Origin of the sequence: Streptomyces sp. NPDC051909, assembly GCF_040681095.1 — a bacterium.
Taxonomy (GTDB): domain Bacteria; phylum Actinomycetota; class Actinomycetes; order Streptomycetales; family Streptomycetaceae; genus Streptomyces.
Window position 1 is genome coordinate 1 of sequence record NZ_JBFAYA010000010.1, and the last position, 19,115, is coordinate 19,115.

Sequence of the window (19,115 nt, forward strand, 5' to 3'; positions counted from 1 at the left end):
GCCAACGGCATCATGCACGTGACCGCCAAGGACCTGGGCACGGGCAAGGAGCAGAAGATGACCGTCACCGGCGGCTCCTCGCTGCCGAAGGACGAGGTCGACCGGATGCGCCAGGAGGCCGAGCAGTACGCGGAGGAGGACCACCGCCGCCGCGAGGCCGCCGAGACCCGCAACCAGGGCGAGCAGCTCGTCTACCAGACCGAGAAGTTCCTCAAGGACAACGAGGACAAGGTCCCGGGTGACGTGAAGTCCGAGGTCGAGGCCGCCGTCGCCGAGCTGAAGGAGAAGCTCAAGGGCGAGGACTCCGCCGAGATCCGCACCGCCACCGAGAAGGTCGCGGCCGTCTCCCAGAAGCTCGGCCAGGCGCTCTACGCGGACGCCCAGGCCGCGCAGGCCGCGGGCGGCGCCGACGCCGGCCAGGCCCAGGCGCAGGACGACGACGTCGTCGACGCCGAGATCGTGGACGAGGACAAGCCGAAGGGCGGCGCTGCCTGATGTCGGAGGACACCCCGGGCTTCGAGGAGAAGCCCGACGTCCCCGCCGACGGCACGCCCGAGGAGACCGAGGCCGCCGCCTCCGCCGCGAAGGCGGAGGGGGCGGCCCCGGCCGGGGACGCTACGGACGTAGCACTGCTGGCCCAGCTGGACCAGGCCCGGACCGCGCTCTCCGAGCGCACCGGTGACCTCCAGCGGCTCCAGGCCGAGTACCAGAACTACCGCCGCCGTGTGGAGCGGGACCGGGTCACGGTCAAGGAGATCGCCGTCGCGAATCTCGTGACCGAGCTCCTGCCCGTGCTCGACGACATCGGCCGGGCCCGGGACCACGGAGAGCTCGTGGGCGGGTTCAAGTCGGTCGCCGAGTCGCTCGAGACCGTCGTCGCCAAGATGGGTCTCCAGCAGTTCGGCAAGGAGGGCGAGCCCTTCGACCCGACGATCCACGAGGCCCTGATGCACTCGTACGCGCCGGACGTCACCGAGACGACCTGCGTGGCGATCCTGCAGCCGGGGTACCGGATCGGCGAGCGCACGGTCCGCCCCGCGCGGGTGGCCGTCGCCGAGCCGCAGCCGGGCGCGCAGCCCGGTGCCGCGGCGAAGGCGGAGGAGTCGGACGACTCCGAGAAGGACAACGATCAGTAGCCCCACCGGCTGCACGAGTCACACCCGGAAGCGGGAGGAGGGACGTCGATGAGCACGAAGGACTTCGTCGAGAAGGACTACTACAAGGTTCTCGGCGTCCCCAAGGACGCCACCGACGCCGAGATCAAGAAGGCGTACCGGAAGCTCGCCCGTGAGAACCACCCGGACGCCAACAAGGGCGACACCCAGGCGGAGGAGCGCTTCAAGGCGATCTCCGAGGCGAACGACGTCCTCGGCGACCCGAAGAAGCGCAAGGAGTACGACGACGCGCGCGCCCTGTTCGGCAACGGAGGCTTCCGGGCCGGCGGGCCGGGCGGCGCGGGCGGCTCGTTCAACTTCGACCTGGGCGACCTGTTCGGCGGCCAGGGCGGTGCTCCCGGTGGGGCCGGCGGCTTCGGCGGCGGTCTCGGGGACGTCTTCGGCGGCCTGTTCAACCGCGGCGCGGGCGGTGCGGGCACCCGCACCCAGCCGCGCCGCGGCCAGGACATCGAGTCCGAGGTGACGCTCAGCTTCACCGAGGCCATCGAGGGCGCCACGGTCCCGCTGCGGATGTCCAGCCAGCAGCCCTGCAAGGCCTGTTCGGGCACCGGCGACAAGAACGGCACGCCGAGGGTGTGCCCGACCTGTGTCGGCACCGGGCAGGTGTCGCGCGGCAGCGGCGGCGGTTTCTCGCTGACCGATCCGTGCGTGGACTGCAAGGGCCGCGGCCTGATCGCCGAGAACCCCTGCGAGGTCTGCAAGGGCAGCGGCCGGGCCAAGTCCTCCCGCACCATGCAGGTCCGCATCCCGGCGGGGGTCAGCGACAACCAGAAGATCCGGCTGCGCGGCAAGGGCGCCCCGGGCGAGCGCGGCGGGCAGAACGGCGATCTGTACGTCGTCGTGCACGTCGACGCCCACCCGGTGTTCGGCCGCAAGGACGACAACCTCACCGTCACGGTGCCCGTCACCTTCGACGAGGCGGCGCTCGGCGGCGAGGTGAAGGTGCCGACCCTGGGCGGCCCGGCGGTGACGCTGAAGCTGCCCGCGGGCACCCCCAACGGGCGCACCATGCGCGCCCGCGGCAAGGGCGCGGTCCGCAAGGACGGCACCCGCGGCGACCTCCTCGTCACGGTCGAGGTCGCGGTGCCGAAGGAGCTGGCCGACAAGGCCCGCGAGGCCCTGGAGACCTTCCGCGAGGCCACCGCGGGCGAGGACGTCAGGGCAGAGCTGTTCCAGGCCGCGAAGGGAGCTTGAGGAGATGGACCGCCGTCGGAACCCTTACGAACTGACCGAAGAGACCCCGGTGTACGTCATCTCGGTGGCGGCCCAGCTCTCCGGTCTGCACCCGCAGACGCTGCGTCAGTACGACCGCCTCGGTCTGGTCTCGCCGGACCGCACGGCGGGCCGTGGCCGGCGCTACTCGGCCCGGGACATCGAGCTGCTGCGCACCGTCCAGCAGCTGTCCCAGGACGAGGGCATCAACCTGGCCGGTATCAAGCGCATCATCGAACTGGAGAACCAGGTCGCGGCCCTGCAGGCCCGGGTGGCCGAGCTGTCGACGGCGGTCGAGGGCGCGGCGGCGGCGATGCGCCAGCGCGAGGCCCAGGTGCACGCCTCGTACCGGCGTGATCTGGTCCCGTACACGGATGTGCAGCAGGCCAGCGCGCTGGTGGTGTGGCGTCCGGGTCACAAGCGCGGCGAGTAGCTCCTGATTCCGAGATCCCGAGATCCCCGAGAAGGCCCCCTCCGCTCCGGCGGAGGGGGCCTTCTCGATCTCAGGAGGTCAGTTCTCCCCGTCGAGGATGTTCGAGCGCGCGATCAGATAGCCGAGCTGGGCGCGGCTGCCGCTGCCGAGGGCGGCGGCGAGCTTGGCGATGTGGGCGCGGCAGGTGCGCACGTTCATGCCGAGCCGGCGCGCGATGGCCTCGTCGACATGGCCCTCGACGAGGAGTTTGGCGATGGAGCGCTGGACGCCGCCTATGCCGTCCACGGAGGGCGTGTAGGGCACTTCCTCGTCCCAGGGGGCGCCGTGCAGCCAGAACTGGTCGAAGACGCCGACGAGATACTGCACGAGGCCCTCGTGGCGCAGTTCGAGCGCGACCTGGCGGTCGCTGCGGGCCGGCACGAAGGCGACCTTCCGGTCGACGATGATCAGCCGGTCGATGATCTCCTCGAGGGTGCGCAGTTCGAGACCGTAGGGGGCGACGCGTTCGACGTAGGCCAGCGTGGCGGGGTGGTGCCGGGCGGTGTGCTGGTAGAGCGTGCGCATGCGCACGCCGCGGTCGAACAGCGGCTCCATCCGGCGCAGGGCCTTTTCGAGGGTGTCGGGGCGCCGTCCGCTGCCGGGCTGGATGGTCAGCAGCTCTTCCGTGCACTCGCTGATGACGCGGTCGAGCGTCGCGTTGATCGCGCCGAGGCCTTCGAGCACGGTGATCCCGCTGCCGGTGGAGGATTCCCGGGTGCTCATCGCCAGGAACGGCTCGAACGCGTCGGCCAGGGCGATGGCCGACTGCCGCCAGGTCTGGATCTCCTGCTCGATGGGGTGTATGAGCTGGTTGAGGGCGACGGACGGCGGCACCGGGTACAGCCACTCGACGTCGTCCGGGTCGGGGCGCAGAAGGGACAGGTCGGTGAGGCACGGTGCGGCGTCGGCTTCGGCGCGGGCGAGGCGTCCCGTGCGCAGAGCGTGTGCGTACAGCTCTTTGGCCACGTCGCACAGTTCACCGCGACTGTGATTATGTCTGGATTCGCTCGGCTCTTGCCCCATATGCACCCCCCTCAGGGTCATGAATTACAGGAACATGATGCCCGGCGCGGCTGGTGCAGGGGTCGATCGTGGGCCATCGTTTTGGACGCGGGGGGGAGGTAGTGATCAAAAGAGGTGGAGATCGGCCATGACCAGGATGGTTCGTGCACTTGGCGCCATAGCCGTTGCGGCGGCTGCTCTCGGCGCACTCGCTCTGACCGGCGAGCCCTCGTGGGAGGTCCCCCCGTCGCATTCCGTGATGGCGGAGCCGAATGAGCCCTCGTGGGAGAGCACACCTGCGGACGTCGTCCTCGCATCTCCCGGTGAGCCGTCCTGGGAGTTCACCCCGGCGGGTCAGGAAGCATGATCGTCCCGCCGGACGACCGGTCCTTCCGACGGGAGATGGCCTCGGCCTATCGCTCCGGATGGCACTTCATCGATCTCGTCACGGCCATCCCCCACCGTGGTGACTCGCTGATGGTGACCCTCTTCGGAGAGCCGATCGTGGTCGCTCGCGAGCAGGACGAGGACGTCCGTGCCTACCGGTGTCTTCGCCGCCCGCGGGGTGCCCCGCAGCCCGTCCGCTGTGCCATCCGGTACGGCATGATCTTCGTCAATCTCGATCAGCGCGACCACCAGTTGGTCGAGTCCCCGCTGGTCGGGACCGAGACCATCACCGCCACCCCCCGCAGTGCCTGAACGATTCCCCCGTCGTTGTAGATCGTTCAGGTGCTTCCCCCACACAGCGGCGCCATCGCGGACCTGAAACGCGATGGCGCCGCTGTGCTTTTCGGGTACGGGATCCCGGGCCTTGGGACCCGGCCTCCGGCCGGCCTCAGGCGCGGCCCATCGCGCGGGTCAGCGCGATCTCGATGACCACCCGGTCCGGGTTCGGCGTCGGGACCCGGTTGTAGCGGGCCGCGTAGCGGTCCACCGCGTCCGCGACCGCCTCCGCCTCGGTGCGGATCCGCGCCACGCCCTCCAGCGTGGCCCAGCGCCCCTTGTCCACCTGGCAGACCGCGACCCGCGCGCCCTCCGCGCCCGCCGCCAGGACGTTGGCGACCTTCCGGCTGTGCTTGTTGGTGATGACCCGGGCGATGCCCTTCTCGCCGCCCTCCGGGTCGTACGTGACACCCACCGCCACCACGTGCGGGGTGCCGTCCGGGCGCGGCGTGGTCAGCGTGCACATGTGGTACTCGCGCCAGAAGCTGAGGTACGAGTCGCTGGGCTTGCTCGGATCGATGGCCATGCCCCGGAAACTACTCCGGGCAGAGCTCTCGTCGACACCTTGAGCGGAATAGGCTCAACTTTGTGTACGCTAGAAGAGTCATAAAGAAGGAGTCGTCGTATCCGAGGAGGAGACCCCGCACGTGGACGCCGAACTGACCAACAGGAGCCGGGACGCGCTGAACGCGGCGAGCAGCCGCGCCGTGTCCCAGGGGCACGCCGATCTGACCCCCGCGCACCTTCTGCTTGCGCTGCTGGCCGGTCAGGACAACGAGAACATCACCGATCTGCTGGCCGCGGTCGAGGCCGACCAGGCCGCCGTACGCGCCGGCGCCGAGCGGCTGCTCGCCGCGCTGCCGAGCGTCACCGGGTCCACGGTCGCGCCCCCGCAGCCCAGCCGTGAGCTGCTCGCCGTCATCGCCGACGCCGACGCCCGCGCCAAGCAGCTCGGCGACGACTTCCTCTCCACCGAGCACCTGCTGATCGGCATCGCCGCCAAGGGCGGCCGCGCCGGTGAGCTGCTCGACGGGCAGGGCGCCACCGCCGCCCGCCTCCAGGACGCCTTCACCAAGACCCGCGGCACCCGCCGGGTGACCAGCGCCGACCCCGAGGGCTCGTACAAGGCGCTGGAGAAGTTCGGCACCGACTTCACCGCCGCCGCCCGCGAGGGCAAGCTCGACCCGGTGATCGGCCGCGACCACGAGATCCGGCGCGTCGTCCAGGTCCTCTCCCGCCGCACCAAGAACAACCCGGTCCTCATCGGCGAGCCCGGCGTCGGCAAGACCGCCGTCGTCGAGGGCCTCGCCCAGCGGATCGTGAAGGGCGACGTGCCCGAGTCGCTGCGCGACAAGCGCCTGGTCTCCCTCGACCTCGGCGCGATGGTGGCCGGCGCCAAGTACCGCGGCGAGTTCGAGGAGCGCCTGAAGACCGTCCTCTCCGAGATCAAGGAGAGCGACGGCCAGATCATCACCTTCATCGACGAGCTGCACACCGTCGTCGGCGCGGGCGCCGGCGGCGACTCCGCCATGGACGCCGGCAACATGCTCAAGCCGATGCTGGCCCGCGGCGAGCTGCGCATGGTCGGCGCCACCACGCTCGACGAGTACCGCGAGCGGATCGAGAAGGACCCCGCCCTGGAGCGCCGCTTCCAGCAGGTCCTGGTCGCCGAGCCGTCCGTCGAGGACACCGTGGCCATCCTGCGCGGCCTCAAGGGACGCTACGAGGCCCACCACAAGGTCCAGATCGCCGACTCCGCGCTGGTCGCCGCCGCGACCCTCTCCGACCGCTACATCACCTCCCGCTTCCTCCCCGACAAGGCCATCGACCTGGTCGACGAGGCCGCCTCCCGGCTGCGCATGGAGATCGACTCCTCGCCCGTCGAGATCGACGAGCTCCAGCGCACCGTCGACCGGCTGCGGATGGAGGAGCTGGCCCTCTCCAAGGAGACCGACGAGGCCAGCCGCCAGCGCCTGGAGAAGCTGCACCGCGACCTCGCCGACCGCGAGGAGGAGCTGCGCGGCCTCACCGCCCGCTGGGAGAAGGAGAAGCAGTCCCTCAACCGGGTCGGCGAGCTCAAGGAACAGCTCGACGAGCTGCGCGGCCGCGCCGAGCGCGCCCAGCGCGACGGCGACTTCGACACCGCCTCCAAGCTGCTCTACGGCGAGATCCCGGCCCTGGAGCGCGAGCTGGAGGCGGCGAGCGAGGCCGAGGCGCGGCAGGAGGCCGCGAAGACTGCTGACACGAGAAGCGCCATGGTCAAGGACCAGGTCGGCCCGGACGACATCGCCGATGTCGTCGGCGCCTGGACCGGCATCCCCGCCGGGCGCCTCCTGGAGGGCGAGACGCAGAAGCTGCTGCGCATGGAGGACGAGCTCGGCAAGCGGCTCATCGGCCAGAGCGAGGCCGTGCGGGCCGTCTCCGACGCGGTGCGCCGCACCCGGGCCGGCATCGCCGACCCCGACCGGCCCACCGGCTCCTTCCTCTTCCTCGGCCCCACCGGCGTCGGCAAGACCGAGCTGGCGAAGGCGCTCGCGGACTTCCTCTTCGACGACGAGCGGGCCATGGTCCGCATCGACATGTCGGAGTACGGCGAGAAGCACAGCGTGGCCCGTCTCGTCGGCGCGCCCCCCGGCTACGTGGGCTATGAGGAGGGCGGCCAGCTCACCGAGGCCGTCCGCCGCCGCCCGTACAGCGTCGTCCTCCTGGACGAGGTGGAGAAGGCCCACCCCGAGGTCTTCGACATCCTGCTCCAGGTCCTCGACGACGGCCGGCTCACCGACGGCCAGGGCCGCACCGTCGACTTCCGCAACACGATCCTGATCCTCACCTCCAACCTGGGCAGCCAGTTCCTCATGGACCCGGTGGCCGGCGCGGAGGAGAAGCGGGAGCGGGTCCTGGAGGTCGTCCGGGCGAGCTTCAAGCCGGAGTTCCTGAACCGGCTCGACGAGATCGTGGTCTTCTCCGCCCTGGAGCAGACCGAGCTGGCCCGCATCGCCCAGCTCCAGATCGACCGCCTGGCCCGCCGCCTCGCCGACCGCCGCCTCACCCTGGAGATCACCCCGGAGGCGCTGGCCTGGCTGGCGGAGGAGGGCAACGACCCGGCGTACGGCGCCCGCCCGCTGCGCCGCCTGATCCAGACGGCGATCGGCGACCGCCTCGCCAAGGAGATCCTGGCGGGCGAGGTCCGGGACGGCGACACGGTGCGGGTGGACCGCTTCGAGGAGGGGCTGATCGTGGGGCGGGCGGAAGGCTAGGAGTCGTAGGCGGTGATACGTACGAGGGCGGTGTTCCCGCCCTCGTACCGCACCCGGACCCCGACCAGCAGCAGGAGGGCGGTGAGCCCCACGGTGATCCAGATCCATTGGCGGTTGACCCGCTTCATGTCCCCCATGGGTCGAGATCATGTCAGCCCGCAGCTGATCGCGCCGTGGGGACTTGCCACGCCCCGCCCGCCATGAGGGAGGATGGCGGGCATCCGTACGAAGGGAAATCCCGGTGAGCATCGACCCGTCCTCGATTCCTAATTTCGGGGCACAGCCCCAGCCTCAGGCCGGAGGACCGGCGGGCCCCGTCGTCCCCGACCAGGACCTGGTCAAGCAGCTGCTCGACCAGATGGAGCTGAAGTACATCGTCGACGACGAGGGTGACCTCGCGGCGCCGTGGGAGGACTTCCGCACGTACTTCATGTTCCGCGGCGAGGCCGAGCAGCAGGTCTTCTCGGTCCGCACGTTCTACGACCGTCCGCACGCCGCGGACGACCGGGCCAAGATCCTCGACGCGATCGACGACTGGAACCGGCGCACCCTGTGGCCCAAGGTCTACACCCACCTGCACGAGGAGGAGGACGGCTCCGCCACCCTCCGTCTCATCGGTGAGGCCCAGATGCTGATCGGCACCGGTGTGGCCCTGGAGCACTTCGTGTCCTCCACGGTCAGCTGGGTCCGCGCGTCGATCGAGTTCGACAAGTGGATCGTCGAGCAGTTCGGCCTGGAGTCCCCGGAGGACAAGGAGTCCGGCGAGGGCGACGCCGAGTAGCCGGCACCGGCCCCCGGCCTCACAGGGCCATGCGCGCGAGCGTCAGCGCGTACGGCGCATAGGCGAAGGAGAGCCCGGCCAGGCTCGCGATCACCACGATCGCGGCGCCCGGCCGGGCTCTCGTCATGGCGCGGGCCAGCGGCAGCAGCAGCGGGAAGGCCGGCAGCAGGAAGCGTGGCTTCGACTCGAAGAAGCCCGAGCCGCCGACGGTGATCAGGACGAGGACGCCGGTGTAGACGAGCACCGGCAGCGGCGGCCGCTCCCTCCGCCCCCCGCTCACGAGCAGCGCGAAGAGCAGCACCCCCGCTCCGGTGATCACCAGGGCCATCGCGAAGCCGAACTGGGTGGTGCCGGTCAGCATGTCCCGTACGAAGCGGAGCGCGCCCCGCCCGAAGTCGAAGCGGGAGGTCCAGCCGTCCTGCACGGCGAAGTAGCCGCCGAGCAGATCGCCGCGCCGGGCGCCGACCCACAACAGGTACGAGAGCCAGCCGAGGGGCGCGAGCGCGGCCCCCGCCCACACCGGCCACCCGACCCGCCCGCGCCGCCGCCACAGCTCCAGGCCGGCGGCGACGAGGACCGCGGCGGCGATGGCGACCCCGTTGGGCCGGGACAGACCGGCGAGCGCGGCCAGCGCGCCCGCCCACAGCCAGCGCCGGGTGAGCAGCGCGTACAGCGCCCAGGCCGCGAAGGCGGTCATCAGCGGCTCGGTGTACGCCATGGTCAGCACGATCGAGTGCGGCAGCAGGCCCCACAGCAGCACGGTGAGCACCGCCGTGGGGCGGCCGGCCAGCCGCTCCGCGACCAGGAAGATCCCCCAGGCCGCGGCCCCGGCGGCGGACCAGGAGAGCAGCAGCCCGGCCGTGCCGCCGCTGACCGGCAGCACGCTGGTGACGGCCCGGACCAGCCCCGGGTAGAGCGGGAAGAAGGCCAGGTCGGACTGGACCACCCCGTCCGGCCAGGTCAGCGTGTGCCCGTAGCCGTGCGCGGCGATCCGGGTGTACCAGTCGGAGTCCCAGGACTTCGCGAGCAGCGCCCGCGGCGAGCGTCCGATGTGCCAGGCCCACAGGGCGAGCACCAGGGTCCCGGTGAGCCGGGCGGCGGCGAACAGCCCGAGGGCGGGCGCCGCCCGGTGGAGCGCCGCCCGCCACCGGGGCACCCGCCGCACGGGGGTGACGGCGGGCGCGGCTGCGGACGCCGGCCGGTCGAGGGTCTCGGCGGACAGGGGGCACCTCCGTGCGCGTGGCGAACCGATCATTACCCGACAAATCGGTTTACCTGAACGGCGCTGCCGGGCAGCGGAAGCGCGCCCGTCGGAAGCGCCGGATCACCCGCAGCTCATCGGCGAGGTCCTTTCCACCATCGGCGGCCGCCCGTCCACCCCCGGCCCGGCGGGCCCCGTCACGCCCCCGCTCTCCGCCGGGGCCGGACCGGAACTAACCGAGCCGCTTCAGCCGGTCCACCGCCTCCTGGAGGACGTCCGTCCTCTTGCAGAACGCGAACCGCACGAACGGCGCGCCCTCCTCGCGGTGGTCGTAGAACACGGCGTTGGGGATGGCGACCACGCCCGCGCGTTCGGGGAGCGCGCGGCAGAAGGCGAAGCCGTCGGTCTCGCCGAGCGGGCGGATGTCGGTGGTGACGAAGTAGGTGCCGGCCGGACGGTGCACGCCGAAGCCGGCCGCCGCCAGGCCCTCGCTCAGCAGGTCGCGCTTGGCGAGGAGTTCGGCGCGCAGGCCCTGGACGTACGTGTCCGGCAGGCGCAGGGCCTCGGCCACCGCGTACTGGAAGGGGCCGGAGGAGACGTACGTGAGGAACTGCTTGGCCGAGCGGACGGCGCCGGTCAGTTCGGGCGGGGCGGTGACCCAGCCGACCTTCCAGCCGGTGAAGGAGTACGTCTTGCCGGCCGAGCCGATGGTCACGGTGCGCTCGCGCATGCCGGGCAGGCTGGCGAGCGGGATGTGCTCGGCGTCGTCGAAGACCAGGTGCTCGTAGACCTCGTCGGTCACGACGAGCAGGTCGCGCTCCTGGGCGAGTTCGGCGATCGCGGTCAGCTCGGCGCGGCTGAGCACGGTGCCGGTCGGGTTGTGCGGGGTGTTGAGCAGGATGAGCCGGGTCCGGTCGGTGACCGCGGCCCGCAGTTCGTCCAGGTCGAGGGCGAAGGCCCCGGCGTGCGGGCGCAGGGTGACCGGGACCCGGGTGCCGCCGGCCATGGCGACGCAGGCGGCGTACGAGTCGTAGTACGGCTCCAGGGCGATCACCTCGTCGCCCGGCTCGACGAGCGCGAGCAGCGCGGCCGCGATCGCCTCGGTGGCCCCGGCGGTGACCAGGACCTCGCTGTCGGGGTCGTACTCCAGACCGTAGAAGCGGCGCTGGTGCTCGGCGATCGCGGTGCGCAGCTCGGGCACGCCGGGGCCGGGCGGGTACTGGTTGCCGCGCCCGTCGCGCAGGGCGCGGACGGCCGCCTCGCGGATCTCCTCCGGGCCGTCGGTGTCGGGGAAGCCCTGACCCAGGTTGATCGAACCGGTGCGGGCGGCGAGCGCGGACATCTCGGCGAAGATCGTGGTGCCGAACTCCGCGAGCCGGCGGTTGAGCAGCGGTCGTGTCATGGGCGCCATCCTGGGCCGAAGCTCTGGACTTGCTCAAGTGCGCTTCGGTGGTCTTCGGGGCGGGAATCCCCCTCGCACAGGCAGGGCACAAGCACCGGGGCCGGTCGTCGACCGGCTCCTCACTGACGGGGGATGACATGGAAGTCTTCGTGGTGTTCGCACTCATCGTGCTCGTGGTCGTCGGCTTCACGGCGGCGTCGGCGGCAGCGGCTGCGGCTCGTCCTCGTGCGGCTCCTCGTCCTGCGGCTCGTCGTGCGGCGGCGGCGGGGGCGGCGGCGACTGAGCGGCGCGCATCGGTGGTGCGCGTGTGCCCGGGCGCGCCGGTGGTGTGCGTGTGCCCGGGCAACGGCCCTGGGCGATCGTTCCATTGGGGGATTGCGGGAAGCCACTGGGGGATTGTGGGAGCCACGCGATCGATTCCGACTGAACAGTTGAACCGAGAGGCCCCCGAGGGGATGGAAACCACGTCAAGTTGGGCGAAAACGCTGTGAGCCGCCCATGGTTCGTGATTCCCTCGCTGTCGAGAACATCCAGCCCTCGGACCGTGTGTGGACCCGAGCCGGCGATCCCCACTCCCGGTCGAAACCCTTCGACCTGGACGCCCCCGGTTCACCCGTCAAACCATGTTTGCGGAGCCGATCCATGCTCACCAGCCTGAAGACCTCCTACACCGATACCCGCGCGGCCGACCTGGCCTGGGCGCTGGGGCGCGACCCGCTGCCCGCGCTCGCGGTGCTCGACCTCGAACTCGCCGGAGCGAAGTTGCAGTTGCGGCTGCTCGGCGCCTCCCACCAGGTGCTCCTGGAGGAGGAGAGCCGCAGTTGCTCGGAGACCGTCGCCTGCCTGCCCGGCAGCAGCACCCCACTGCCGCTCGGCGTGTCCAAGCGAGTGGGCGAGTGGGAGTACGAGTTCGCCGCCCGCGTCGAGACCCTCACCCAGGGCTCGTTCGCGGGCCGCGCACAGGAGTTGCTCGCTCTCGTCGCCGACCATCCGCACGGCCTCGCGGGGACCTTCCCCGGCTCGCCGCACGCCTTCACGGCGATGCTGGCGCAGCGCCACGAGGGCCAGGTGCGCTGGCGCACCTGGCACGCCTACCCGCAGGAAGGGCAGTTGGTCGTGACCCGGACCCGGATCGGCGCACGTATGCCCGCTTCACTCTGACGCGCCGTACATATGCCTCAGGTACACTCGTGTGGGTGACAGGCGGCGATCAATCTGTGACGTAGCGTTACGAACATGATCGACCCGCCCGTGACTCTGACCCTGCCGCCCAAACGGCCGGCGCGGTCACCCGAGCGGCCGCGCGCGGTGCGGTACCCGGTCCTGGCGGTGGTGTTCGTGTGCGCCGCCTGCGGCCTGGTCTACGAGCTCGAACTCGTGGCGCTCGCCTCCTATTTGATCGGCGACTCGGTCACCCAGGCGTCCGTCGTGCTGTCCGTCATGGTCTTCGCGATGGGTCTCGGCTCGCTGCTCGCCAAGCGGTTGCGCTGCCGTGCCGCGGTCGGCTTCGGCCTGGTCGAGGGCGGTCTCGCGCTCATCGGCGGCTGCTCGGCGATGGTGCTGTACGCGTCCTTCGCCTGGCTCGGCGAGTCGCGCTGGGTGCTCGTGGCGTTCTCGCTGGCCATCGGCGTGCTGACCGGGGCGGAGATCCCGCTCCTGATGTCGCTGATCCAGCGGGCGGAGTCGGCCGCCGGCACGCCCGCCGGCACGCCCGCCGGCACGCCCGGCGGCGGGGCCGAGCACCGCGGGCGGCGGCGCGAGGCGCACGACGCCGCCGGGACCGTCGCCGACCTGTTCGCCGCGGACTACGTCGGCGCGCTCGTCGGCGGCCTCGCCTTCCCGTTCCTGCTGCTGCCCTGGCTCGGCCAGCTCACCGGCGCGCTCGTCACCGGCGCGGTCAACGCGATCGCGGGCGGCGGCCTGGTGCTCTGGCTGTTCCGGCACGATCTGACGGCCCGCTCGCGCACCCTGCTCATCGGCGCCAACCTGTCGGTGCTCGTCGTGCTCGCCACCGCGACCGTCCTCGTCGACGACTTCGAGCAGGCCGCGCGGCGCGCCGTCTACGGCGACAGCATCCGGGTCGCCGTCCACACCGACCTCCAGGAGGTGGTGGTCACCGGCCGCGCCGGCGGCCCGCCCGACCTGTTCCTGGACGGCCGGCTGCGGGTCGGCGGCCGCGACGAGTACCGCTACCACGAGGCCCTGGTGCACCCCGCGATGAACGGGCCGCACGGGCGGGTGCTGATCCTCGGCGGCGGCGACGGCCTCGCCGCCCGCGAGGTGCTGCGCTACGACGACGTGCACGCGGTCACCGTCGTCGAACTCGACCCGGGCGTCGCCGAGCTCGCCCGCACCGACCCGGGCCTCGCCGCGCTCAACGAGCACGCCTTCGAGGACCCCCGGGTCACCGTCGCCCACGGCGACGCCTTCACCTGGCTGCGCTCGGTCCGGCCCGTGCAGGAACGGTACGACGTGGTGATCTCCGACCTCCCGGACCCCGGCATCACCGCCGGCGCGAAGCTCTACTCGCAGGAGTTCTACGGGCTCGCGGCCGGCGCCCTCGCCGACGGCGGGCGGCTCGTGGTGCACGCCGGCTCGGCGAGCGTCCGCCCCCGCACGTACTGGACGGTCGAAGCGACCCTGCGCGCCGCGGGTTACGCCACCCGACCGTACGGCTCCGCCGGCCGCACCTCCGGCCTGACCACCGGGCCCGACCGGGCCGGGCGCTCCACCGGTGGCGCACCGCCGGTCGAGCGGGAGTGGGGTTTCCTGCTCGCCGCGCCCGACTCCGTACGGCCCCCGCTCGGTCTCGACGCGGCGGTGCCTCCGTTGCGCTCGCTCACCGCGCAGGCGCTGCGCGTCGCGGAGCGCTGCGTCGAGCGCAGCCGTACGGAGGAGACGGACGCCCTGCCGCCCTCGACGCTGGTGCACCCGCGCTACTGAGCCGGCCTCGTGCGCACGGGTCGGGGCGCGAACAGGCGACGGGCGGGCCGGGCCTGAGTAGGCTCGGCTCCCATGGAGCATGAGGTGTTCGTCCCGGTCCCGGCCGAGGTCCTGCGCGACACGCTGACGGACCCGGCCCGGGTGGCGCGCTGCGTCCCCGGCTTCCAGCAGGACGCCGACGGCACGGCCGGACCGCTCGCCGGCCGGCTCAAGGTCCGGATCGGCGGCAACACCATCACCTACCGGGGCACGCTGCGGCTCACCGAGCACGGCGGGCGCTTCACCGTCGAGGGCGAGGGCACGGAGGTGCGCGGCAAGGGCACGGCGGAGCTCGCCCTGACCCTGGCGCTCACCCCGGTGGCCGAGGGCACCACCATCGGCTTCACCGGCCGGATCACCACGGCCGGCCGGCTCGCCGACGCCGACACGGAGGCCCGGGCGGCGGCGGGCGCGCGACTGCTCGACCGGTTCGCGGAGGCGCTGGCCGCCGTCTCGGACGTGGCGGCGGAGGTCGCCGCCGAGGAGGCCGCGGAAGCGGCACAGGCCGCGGCCGCCGGGTCCGAGCCCGACAGCGACGACGACGGGGTGGACGACGGCGTGGAGGAGCCCGGCCGCCCCTCGGTCTTCGACACCCCGGTGCCGCCGCCGTCGCTCGACCCGCTGGCCGACGCAGACGGTGAGGAGCGGGCGGACGGGTCCGGGACCGAGTCCGGGCAGCCGGCCGAGGCCGCGCACGCCCGCCGCACCATGATCGGCCGGAGCGCGGAGGAGGTCGACCACGCCCCGCCCCGCGGCCGCTACGCCCCCGTCCCCGCCGCCGAGTCCGCCGGCACCGGCGCCACCCTCCGCTGGATCGCCCCCGCCGCCGCCCTCGCCCTGGCCTCCGCCGTCGTGGTCGGCCGTGCGCTGCGGCGACGCCGCGGCTGAACGACCGGCCGGGTACGCCTGAGGGCCGGTCCGGCGGATCAGGGTCGGTCCGGCGGAACAGGGTCGGACAGGCCCTAAGGTCGGGGCGTGAGCACTCTGACGCGACTGACGGCCGGTGACGCCGAGTTGACCATCGATCCGGAGCACGGCTGCCGGATCGACAGCCTCCGTATCGGCGGCACCGAACTGCTGCTCCCCGGTGAGCGCCACGGCAGCTTCGTGATGGCGCCGTGGGCGGGCCGCACCGGGTACGGGCGGTTCCGGGACGGCGCGGCCGAGCACCAGCTGCCGGTCGGCGAGAACGCCGCCCCGCACGCCCTGCACGGCACGGTCCGCGATGTCGCCTGGAAGACGGCGTACGTCACGGAGACCACCGCCGCCTTCACCACCGAACTCGCCGAGCCCTGGCCGTACGCCGGAAAGGTCACCCAGGTCGTCGAGCTGGGCGAGGACGCGCTCACGCTGCGGCTCGGGATCGAGACCCTGGGCGCCTCCTTCCCGGCGCAGGCCGGCTGGCACCCCTGGTTCCGGCGCAGCCTCGACGGCGGGCCCGAGGTCGAGCTCGACTTCCACCCGGCCTGGCAGGAGGAGCGCGGCGCGGACCACCTGCCCACCGGGCGGCGCATCGACCCGCTCCCGCGCCCCTGGGACGACTGCTTCGGCATGCCGGACGGCGTCGACGTCACCCTCGCCTGGCCGGGCGCGCTGGAGCTCAGGATCACCAGCGACGCCCGGTGGGTGGTGGTCTACGACGAGCCCGCCGACACGGTCTGCGTCGAGCCGCAGTCCGGTCCGCCGAACGGCCTCAACACGCTCCCTCGCCTGGTCACCCCCATCGACCCGCTGGAGGTCACGACCACCTGGGCCTGGCGTCGGCTTTAAGCTGCTGGGCATGACTGACGTACGCGCCGATCTGCTCCAGCAGATCAAGGACAAGGCCGTGGTGCACGGCAAGGTGACCCTCTCCTCGGGTCTCGAGGCCGACTACTACATCGACCTCCGCCGGATCACCCTCGACGGCGAGGCGGCCCCGCTGGTCGGTCAGGTCATGCTCGACCTCACCAAGGACCTGGACTTCGACTGCGTCGGCGGTCTGACCCTGGGCGCCGACCCGGTCGCGACCTCGATGCTGCACGCCTCCGCCGCGCGCGGCGAGCGGCTCGACGCCTTCGTCGTCCGCAAGGCCCAGAAGGCCCACGGCATGCAGCGCCGCATCGAGGGCGCCGACGTCAAGGGCCGGCGCTGCCTGGTGGTCGAGGACACCTCCACCACCGGCGGCTCCCCGCTGACCGCGGTCGAGGCCGTGCGCGAGGCGGGCGGCGAGGTCGTCGCCGTGGCGACGATCGTCGACCGCGGCGCCGCCGACGCCATCGCCGAGGCCGGTCTGCCGTACCTCACCGGCTACCGGCTGTCCGACCTCGGCCTGGCCTGACCGACCGGCCCGACGGACCGGCCCGGCGGACCGGCCTGACCGTCACGGCGGAACCGCCGCGAAGTCGTGACGTAGCGCCCTGGGCCGTCTCGTACCGGATCTGACCTGCGGTTTTACGATGAGGCGGGGTGTTTCACGTGAAACACCCCGCCTCATCCATGCCGCGCCCGTGGGACCCCGCGCCGGAGTCTGGAAGGATGGGGGCGACGATGACGTCGCCCCCCAGGTCAGGGACAGCAACGCACACACCCGCACATCACAAGGAGCGGACGAATGCCCATCGCAACCCCCGAGGTCTACAACGAGATGCTCGACCGGGCGAAGGCAGGCAAGTTCGCCTACCCGGCCATCAATGTCACCTCGTCCCAGACGCTCCACGCCGCCCTGCGCGGCTTCGCGGAGGCCGAGAGCGACGGCATCATCCAGATCTCGACCGGTGGCGCCGAGTTCCTGGGCGGCCAGTACAACAAGGACATGGTCACGGGCGCCGTCGCCCTGGCCGAGTTCGCGCACATCGTCGCCGCGAAGTACGACATCACGGTCGCCCTGCACACCGACCACTGCCCGAAGGACAAGCTGGACGGCTACGTCCGTCCGCTGCTCGACATCTCCGCCGAGCGTGTGAAGGCCGGGCAGAACCCGCTCTTCCAGTCGCACATGTGGGACGGCTCGGCCGAGACCCTGGCCGACAACCTGGCCATCGGCCAGGAGCTGCTCGCCAAGGCCGCCGCCGCCAAGATCATCCTCGAGGTCGAGATCACCCCGACCGGTGGCGAGGAGGACGGCGTCAGCCACGAGATCAACGACGAGCTGTACACCACCGTCGAGGACGCCCTGCGCACCGCCGAGGCCCTGGGCCTGGGCGAGAAGGGCCGCTACCTGCTCGCCGCCTCCTTCGGCAACGTCCACGGCGTCTACAAGCCGGGCAACGTCGTGCTCCGCCCCGAGCTGCTCAAGGACCTCCAGGCGGGCGTCGCCGAGAAGTACGGCAAGGCCTCCCCGTTCGACTTCGTGTTCCACGGCGGCTCCGGCTCCACCGCCGAGGAGATCGCCACCGCGCTCGAGAACGGCGTGGTGAAGATGAACCTCGACACCGACACCCAGTACGCCTTCACGCGTCCGGTGGCGGACCACATGTTCAAGAACTACGACGGTGTCCTGAAGGTCGACGGCGAGGTCGGCAAGAAGTCCACCTACGACCCGCGCACCTGGGGCAAGCTCGCCGAGGCCGGCATGGCCAAGCGGGTCACCGAGGCGTGCGCCGCGCTGCGCTCGACCGGCACCAAGCTGAAGTAAGCGCACGTCAGCACTGTTGTACGACGGGCCCGGCACCACGAGAGTGGAGCCGGGCCCGTCGGCGTACTCAAAGGGGTGGACATGTTCGACTTCGACCGCGCGATAGACCGGCACGGCACCTCGTCGGTCACCTGGGACGGGGCGGCCGAACGCTTCGGCGTCCCCGGCCTGCTGCCCTTCACCGTCTCCGACATGGACTTCGCCTCCCCGCCGGCCGTCCTGGAGGCGCTGCACGCCCGGATCGACCACGGGGTGTTCGGCTACACCGACTGGCGGCTCGGCGCGTTCCGTGAGGCCGTACGGGACTGGTACGCGCGCCGCCACGGCACCGCGGTCGACACCGAGGCCATGGTCTTCGCCCCCTCCGTGCTCAGCCAGCTCTCCCAGCTCCTGCGCATGTGGACCGAGCCCGGCGACGGGGTCGTCGTGCACACCCCCACCTACGACGGCTTCCGCAAGGTCGTCACCGGCCTCGGCCGCGAGCTGCGCGGGGTGCCGCTCGACGACCCGGAGGCCCTGGAGCGCGAGCTCGCCCGGCCCGACAGCCGGATGCTGCTGCTCTGCTCCCCGCACAACCCGACCGGGCGCGTGTGGCGGGCCGAGGAGCTGAAGGAGTTCGCCCGGCTCGCCGAACGGCACGGCGCCGCCGTCGTCAGCGACGAGATACACGCCGACCTCACCCGCGCCGACCGGACCCACACCCCGTGGACCGCCGTCGCCGAACCCGGCCGGGGCCGCCGCTGGGCCCTGGTCACCTCCGGCACCAAGGCCTTCAACTTTCCCGCGCTCTCCGGCTCGTACGGCTTCCTCGGCGACCCGGACGAGCGGGTCGCGTTCCTCGGGCGCATGGAGACCGGCGAGGGCCTCGGCTCCCCGGCGGTGCTCTCCCTCACCGCGCACATCGCCGCCTACCGGCACGGCGCGCCCTGGCTGGACGCGCTGCGGGGCTATGTCGCCGACACCATGGCCATGGTGGCCGAGCGGCTCGCCGCCGGACTCCCGGAGCTCGACTGGACCCCGCCGCAGGCCGGCTACCTCGCCTGGATCGACCTGCGCCCCCTCGGCATCGACGAGACCGCGCTCCAGGAGGAGCTGATCACCCGGGAACAGGTCGCGATCATGCCCGGCGGCGTCTACGGCACCCCCGGCTTCGTCCGGCTCAACCTGGGCTGCCCCCGGGCCAAGGCCGAACGGGGCGTGGACGCACTGGTGCGGGCGGCGCAGCGGCTGCGGACGAGCGAACAGGGGGATACCGGGAGGCGGACTGTCGGCGGCGTGATCTAGTCTGCGCT

19 protein-coding genes are annotated in these 19,115 nt (G+C 72.1%); 14 read left to right on the forward strand and 5 right to left on the reverse strand.

Annotated features, from left to right (window positions below; translation table 11 throughout):
* The 4 genes from AB0M18_RS17480 to AB0M18_RS17495 all read left to right on the forward strand — a co-directional run.
* Nucleotides 1-495: Hsp70 family protein (locus AB0M18_RS17480; protein ID WP_365758778.1), on the forward strand; the 495-nt coding region annotated here is incomplete at its 5' end.
* Nucleotides 495-1,136 (forward strand): nucleotide exchange factor GrpE, encoded by a 642-nt coding sequence (gene grpE, locus AB0M18_RS17485; protein WP_365758780.1) that lies wholly within the window; start codon nt 495-497, stop codon nt 1,134-1,136. The genes AB0M18_RS17480 and grpE, both read left to right, overlap by 1 nt.
* A 48-nt stretch (nt 1,137-1,184) precedes the next feature.
* A complete protein-coding gene (gene dnaJ / locus AB0M18_RS17490; RefSeq protein ID WP_365758782.1) occupies nt 1,185-2,369 on the forward strand; it encodes a molecular chaperone DnaJ in 1,185 nt (394 codons plus the stop codon).
* A 4-nt stretch (nt 2,370-2,373) separates the two neighbouring features.
* Nucleotides 2,374-2,820, forward strand: coding sequence for a helix-turn-helix domain-containing protein (locus tag AB0M18_RS17495; RefSeq protein WP_365758784.1), 447 nt, complete (start codon nt 2,374-2,376; stop codon nt 2,818-2,820).
* A gap of 78 nt (nt 2,821-2,898) precedes the next feature.
* Here the strand turns inward: AB0M18_RS17495 and AB0M18_RS17500 are convergent, their stop codons facing one another.
* Nucleotides 2,899-3,903: a helix-turn-helix transcriptional regulator gene (locus tag AB0M18_RS17500; RefSeq protein ID WP_365758786.1), complete on the reverse strand. Its 1,005-nt coding sequence runs from the start codon at nt 3,901-3,903 to the stop codon at nt 2,899-2,901.
* A gap of 321 nt (nt 3,904-4,224) precedes the next feature.
* On the opposite strand from AB0M18_RS17500, the gene AB0M18_RS17505 reads away from it, so the two are divergent.
* On the forward strand, nt 4,225-4,560 hold the full coding sequence (locus AB0M18_RS17505; protein ID WP_128984295.1) for a (2Fe-2S)-binding protein: 336 nt from the start codon (nt 4,225-4,227) through the stop codon (nt 4,558-4,560).
* Between the two features lie 136 nt (nt 4,561-4,696).
* On the opposite strand, the gene AB0M18_RS17510 is transcribed toward AB0M18_RS17505, so the two are convergent.
* Complete coding sequence (locus AB0M18_RS17510; protein WP_365758788.1) at nt 4,697-5,110, reverse strand: TIGR03618 family F420-dependent PPOX class oxidoreductase; 414 nt, start codon at nt 5,108-5,110, stop codon at nt 4,697-4,699.
* 121 nt (nt 5,111-5,231) lie between these two features.
* Between AB0M18_RS17510 and clpB the strand changes: the two genes are divergently transcribed.
* The gene (gene clpB, locus AB0M18_RS17515) at nt 5,232-7,841 is read left to right on the forward strand and encodes an ATP-dependent chaperone ClpB (RefSeq protein ID WP_365758790.1); all 2,610 of its coding nucleotides are present in this window, start codon (nt 5,232-5,234) and stop codon (nt 7,839-7,841) included.
* Here the strand turns inward: clpB and AB0M18_RS17520 are convergent.
* Nucleotides 7,838-7,978 (reverse strand): hypothetical protein, encoded by a 141-nt coding sequence (locus tag AB0M18_RS17520; RefSeq protein WP_365758792.1) that lies wholly within the window; start codon nt 7,976-7,978, stop codon nt 7,838-7,840. The two genes, clpB and AB0M18_RS17520, sit on opposite strands and share 4 nt — an antisense overlap.
* A gap of 104 nt (nt 7,979-8,082) precedes the next feature.
* On the opposite strand from AB0M18_RS17520, the gene AB0M18_RS17525 reads away from it, so the two are divergent.
* Nucleotides 8,083-8,622, forward strand: a complete 540-nt coding sequence (locus tag AB0M18_RS17525) for a YbjN domain-containing protein (RefSeq protein ID WP_365758794.1) — start codon at nt 8,083-8,085, stop codon at nt 8,620-8,622.
* A gap of 19 nt (nt 8,623-8,641) precedes the next feature.
* Here the strand turns inward: AB0M18_RS17525 and AB0M18_RS17530 are convergent, their stop codons facing one another.
* Both AB0M18_RS17530 and AB0M18_RS17535 read right to left on the reverse strand, forming a co-directional pair.
* Nucleotides 8,642-9,778: a hypothetical protein gene (locus tag AB0M18_RS17530; protein ID WP_365759249.1), complete on the reverse strand. Its 1,137-nt coding sequence runs from the start codon at nt 9,776-9,778 to the stop codon at nt 8,642-8,644.
* 277 nt (nt 9,779-10,055) lie between these two features.
* A complete protein-coding gene (locus AB0M18_RS17535) occupies nt 10,056-11,234 on the reverse strand; it encodes a pyridoxal phosphate-dependent aminotransferase (RefSeq protein ID WP_365758796.1) in 1,179 nt (392 codons plus the stop codon).
* 633 nt (nt 11,235-11,867) lie between these two features.
* Between AB0M18_RS17535 and AB0M18_RS17540 the strand changes: the two genes are divergently transcribed.
* From AB0M18_RS17540 to AB0M18_RS17570, 7 genes are all read left to right on the forward strand, one after another.
* A complete protein-coding gene (locus tag AB0M18_RS17540; RefSeq protein WP_365758799.1) occupies nt 11,868-12,386 on the forward strand; it encodes a DUF2617 family protein in 519 nt (172 codons plus the stop codon).
* 75 nt (nt 12,387-12,461) lie between these two features.
* Nucleotides 12,462-14,168 (forward strand): spermidine synthase, encoded by a 1,707-nt coding sequence (locus AB0M18_RS17545; protein WP_365758801.1) that lies wholly within the window; start codon nt 12,462-12,464, stop codon nt 14,166-14,168.
* A gap of 72 nt (nt 14,169-14,240) precedes the next feature.
* Nucleotides 14,241-15,095: an SRPBCC family protein gene (locus AB0M18_RS17550; protein ID WP_365758803.1), complete on the forward strand. Its 855-nt coding sequence runs from the start codon at nt 14,241-14,243 to the stop codon at nt 15,093-15,095.
* Nucleotides 15,096-15,182: 87 nt separating this feature from the next.
* Complete coding sequence (locus AB0M18_RS17555; RefSeq protein WP_365758805.1) at nt 15,183-15,977, forward strand: aldose 1-epimerase; 795 nt, start codon at nt 15,183-15,185, stop codon at nt 15,975-15,977.
* A 10-nt stretch (nt 15,978-15,987) separates the two neighbouring features.
* The gene (gene pyrE / locus AB0M18_RS17560; protein WP_265865169.1) at nt 15,988-16,527 is read left to right on the forward strand and encodes an orotate phosphoribosyltransferase; all 540 of its coding nucleotides are present in this window, start codon (nt 15,988-15,990) and stop codon (nt 16,525-16,527) included.
* Nucleotides 16,528-16,800: 273 nt separating this feature from the next.
* Nucleotides 16,801-17,823 (forward strand): class II fructose-bisphosphate aldolase, encoded by a 1,023-nt coding sequence (gene fbaA, locus AB0M18_RS17565; RefSeq protein WP_365758807.1) that lies wholly within the window; start codon nt 16,801-16,803, stop codon nt 17,821-17,823.
* Nucleotides 17,824-17,904: 81 nt separating this feature from the next.
* The gene (locus tag AB0M18_RS17570; protein ID WP_365758809.1) at nt 17,905-19,107 is read left to right on the forward strand and encodes a MalY/PatB family protein; all 1,203 of its coding nucleotides are present in this window, start codon (nt 17,905-17,907) and stop codon (nt 19,105-19,107) included.
* Nucleotides 19,108-19,115: the final 8 nt, after the last annotated feature.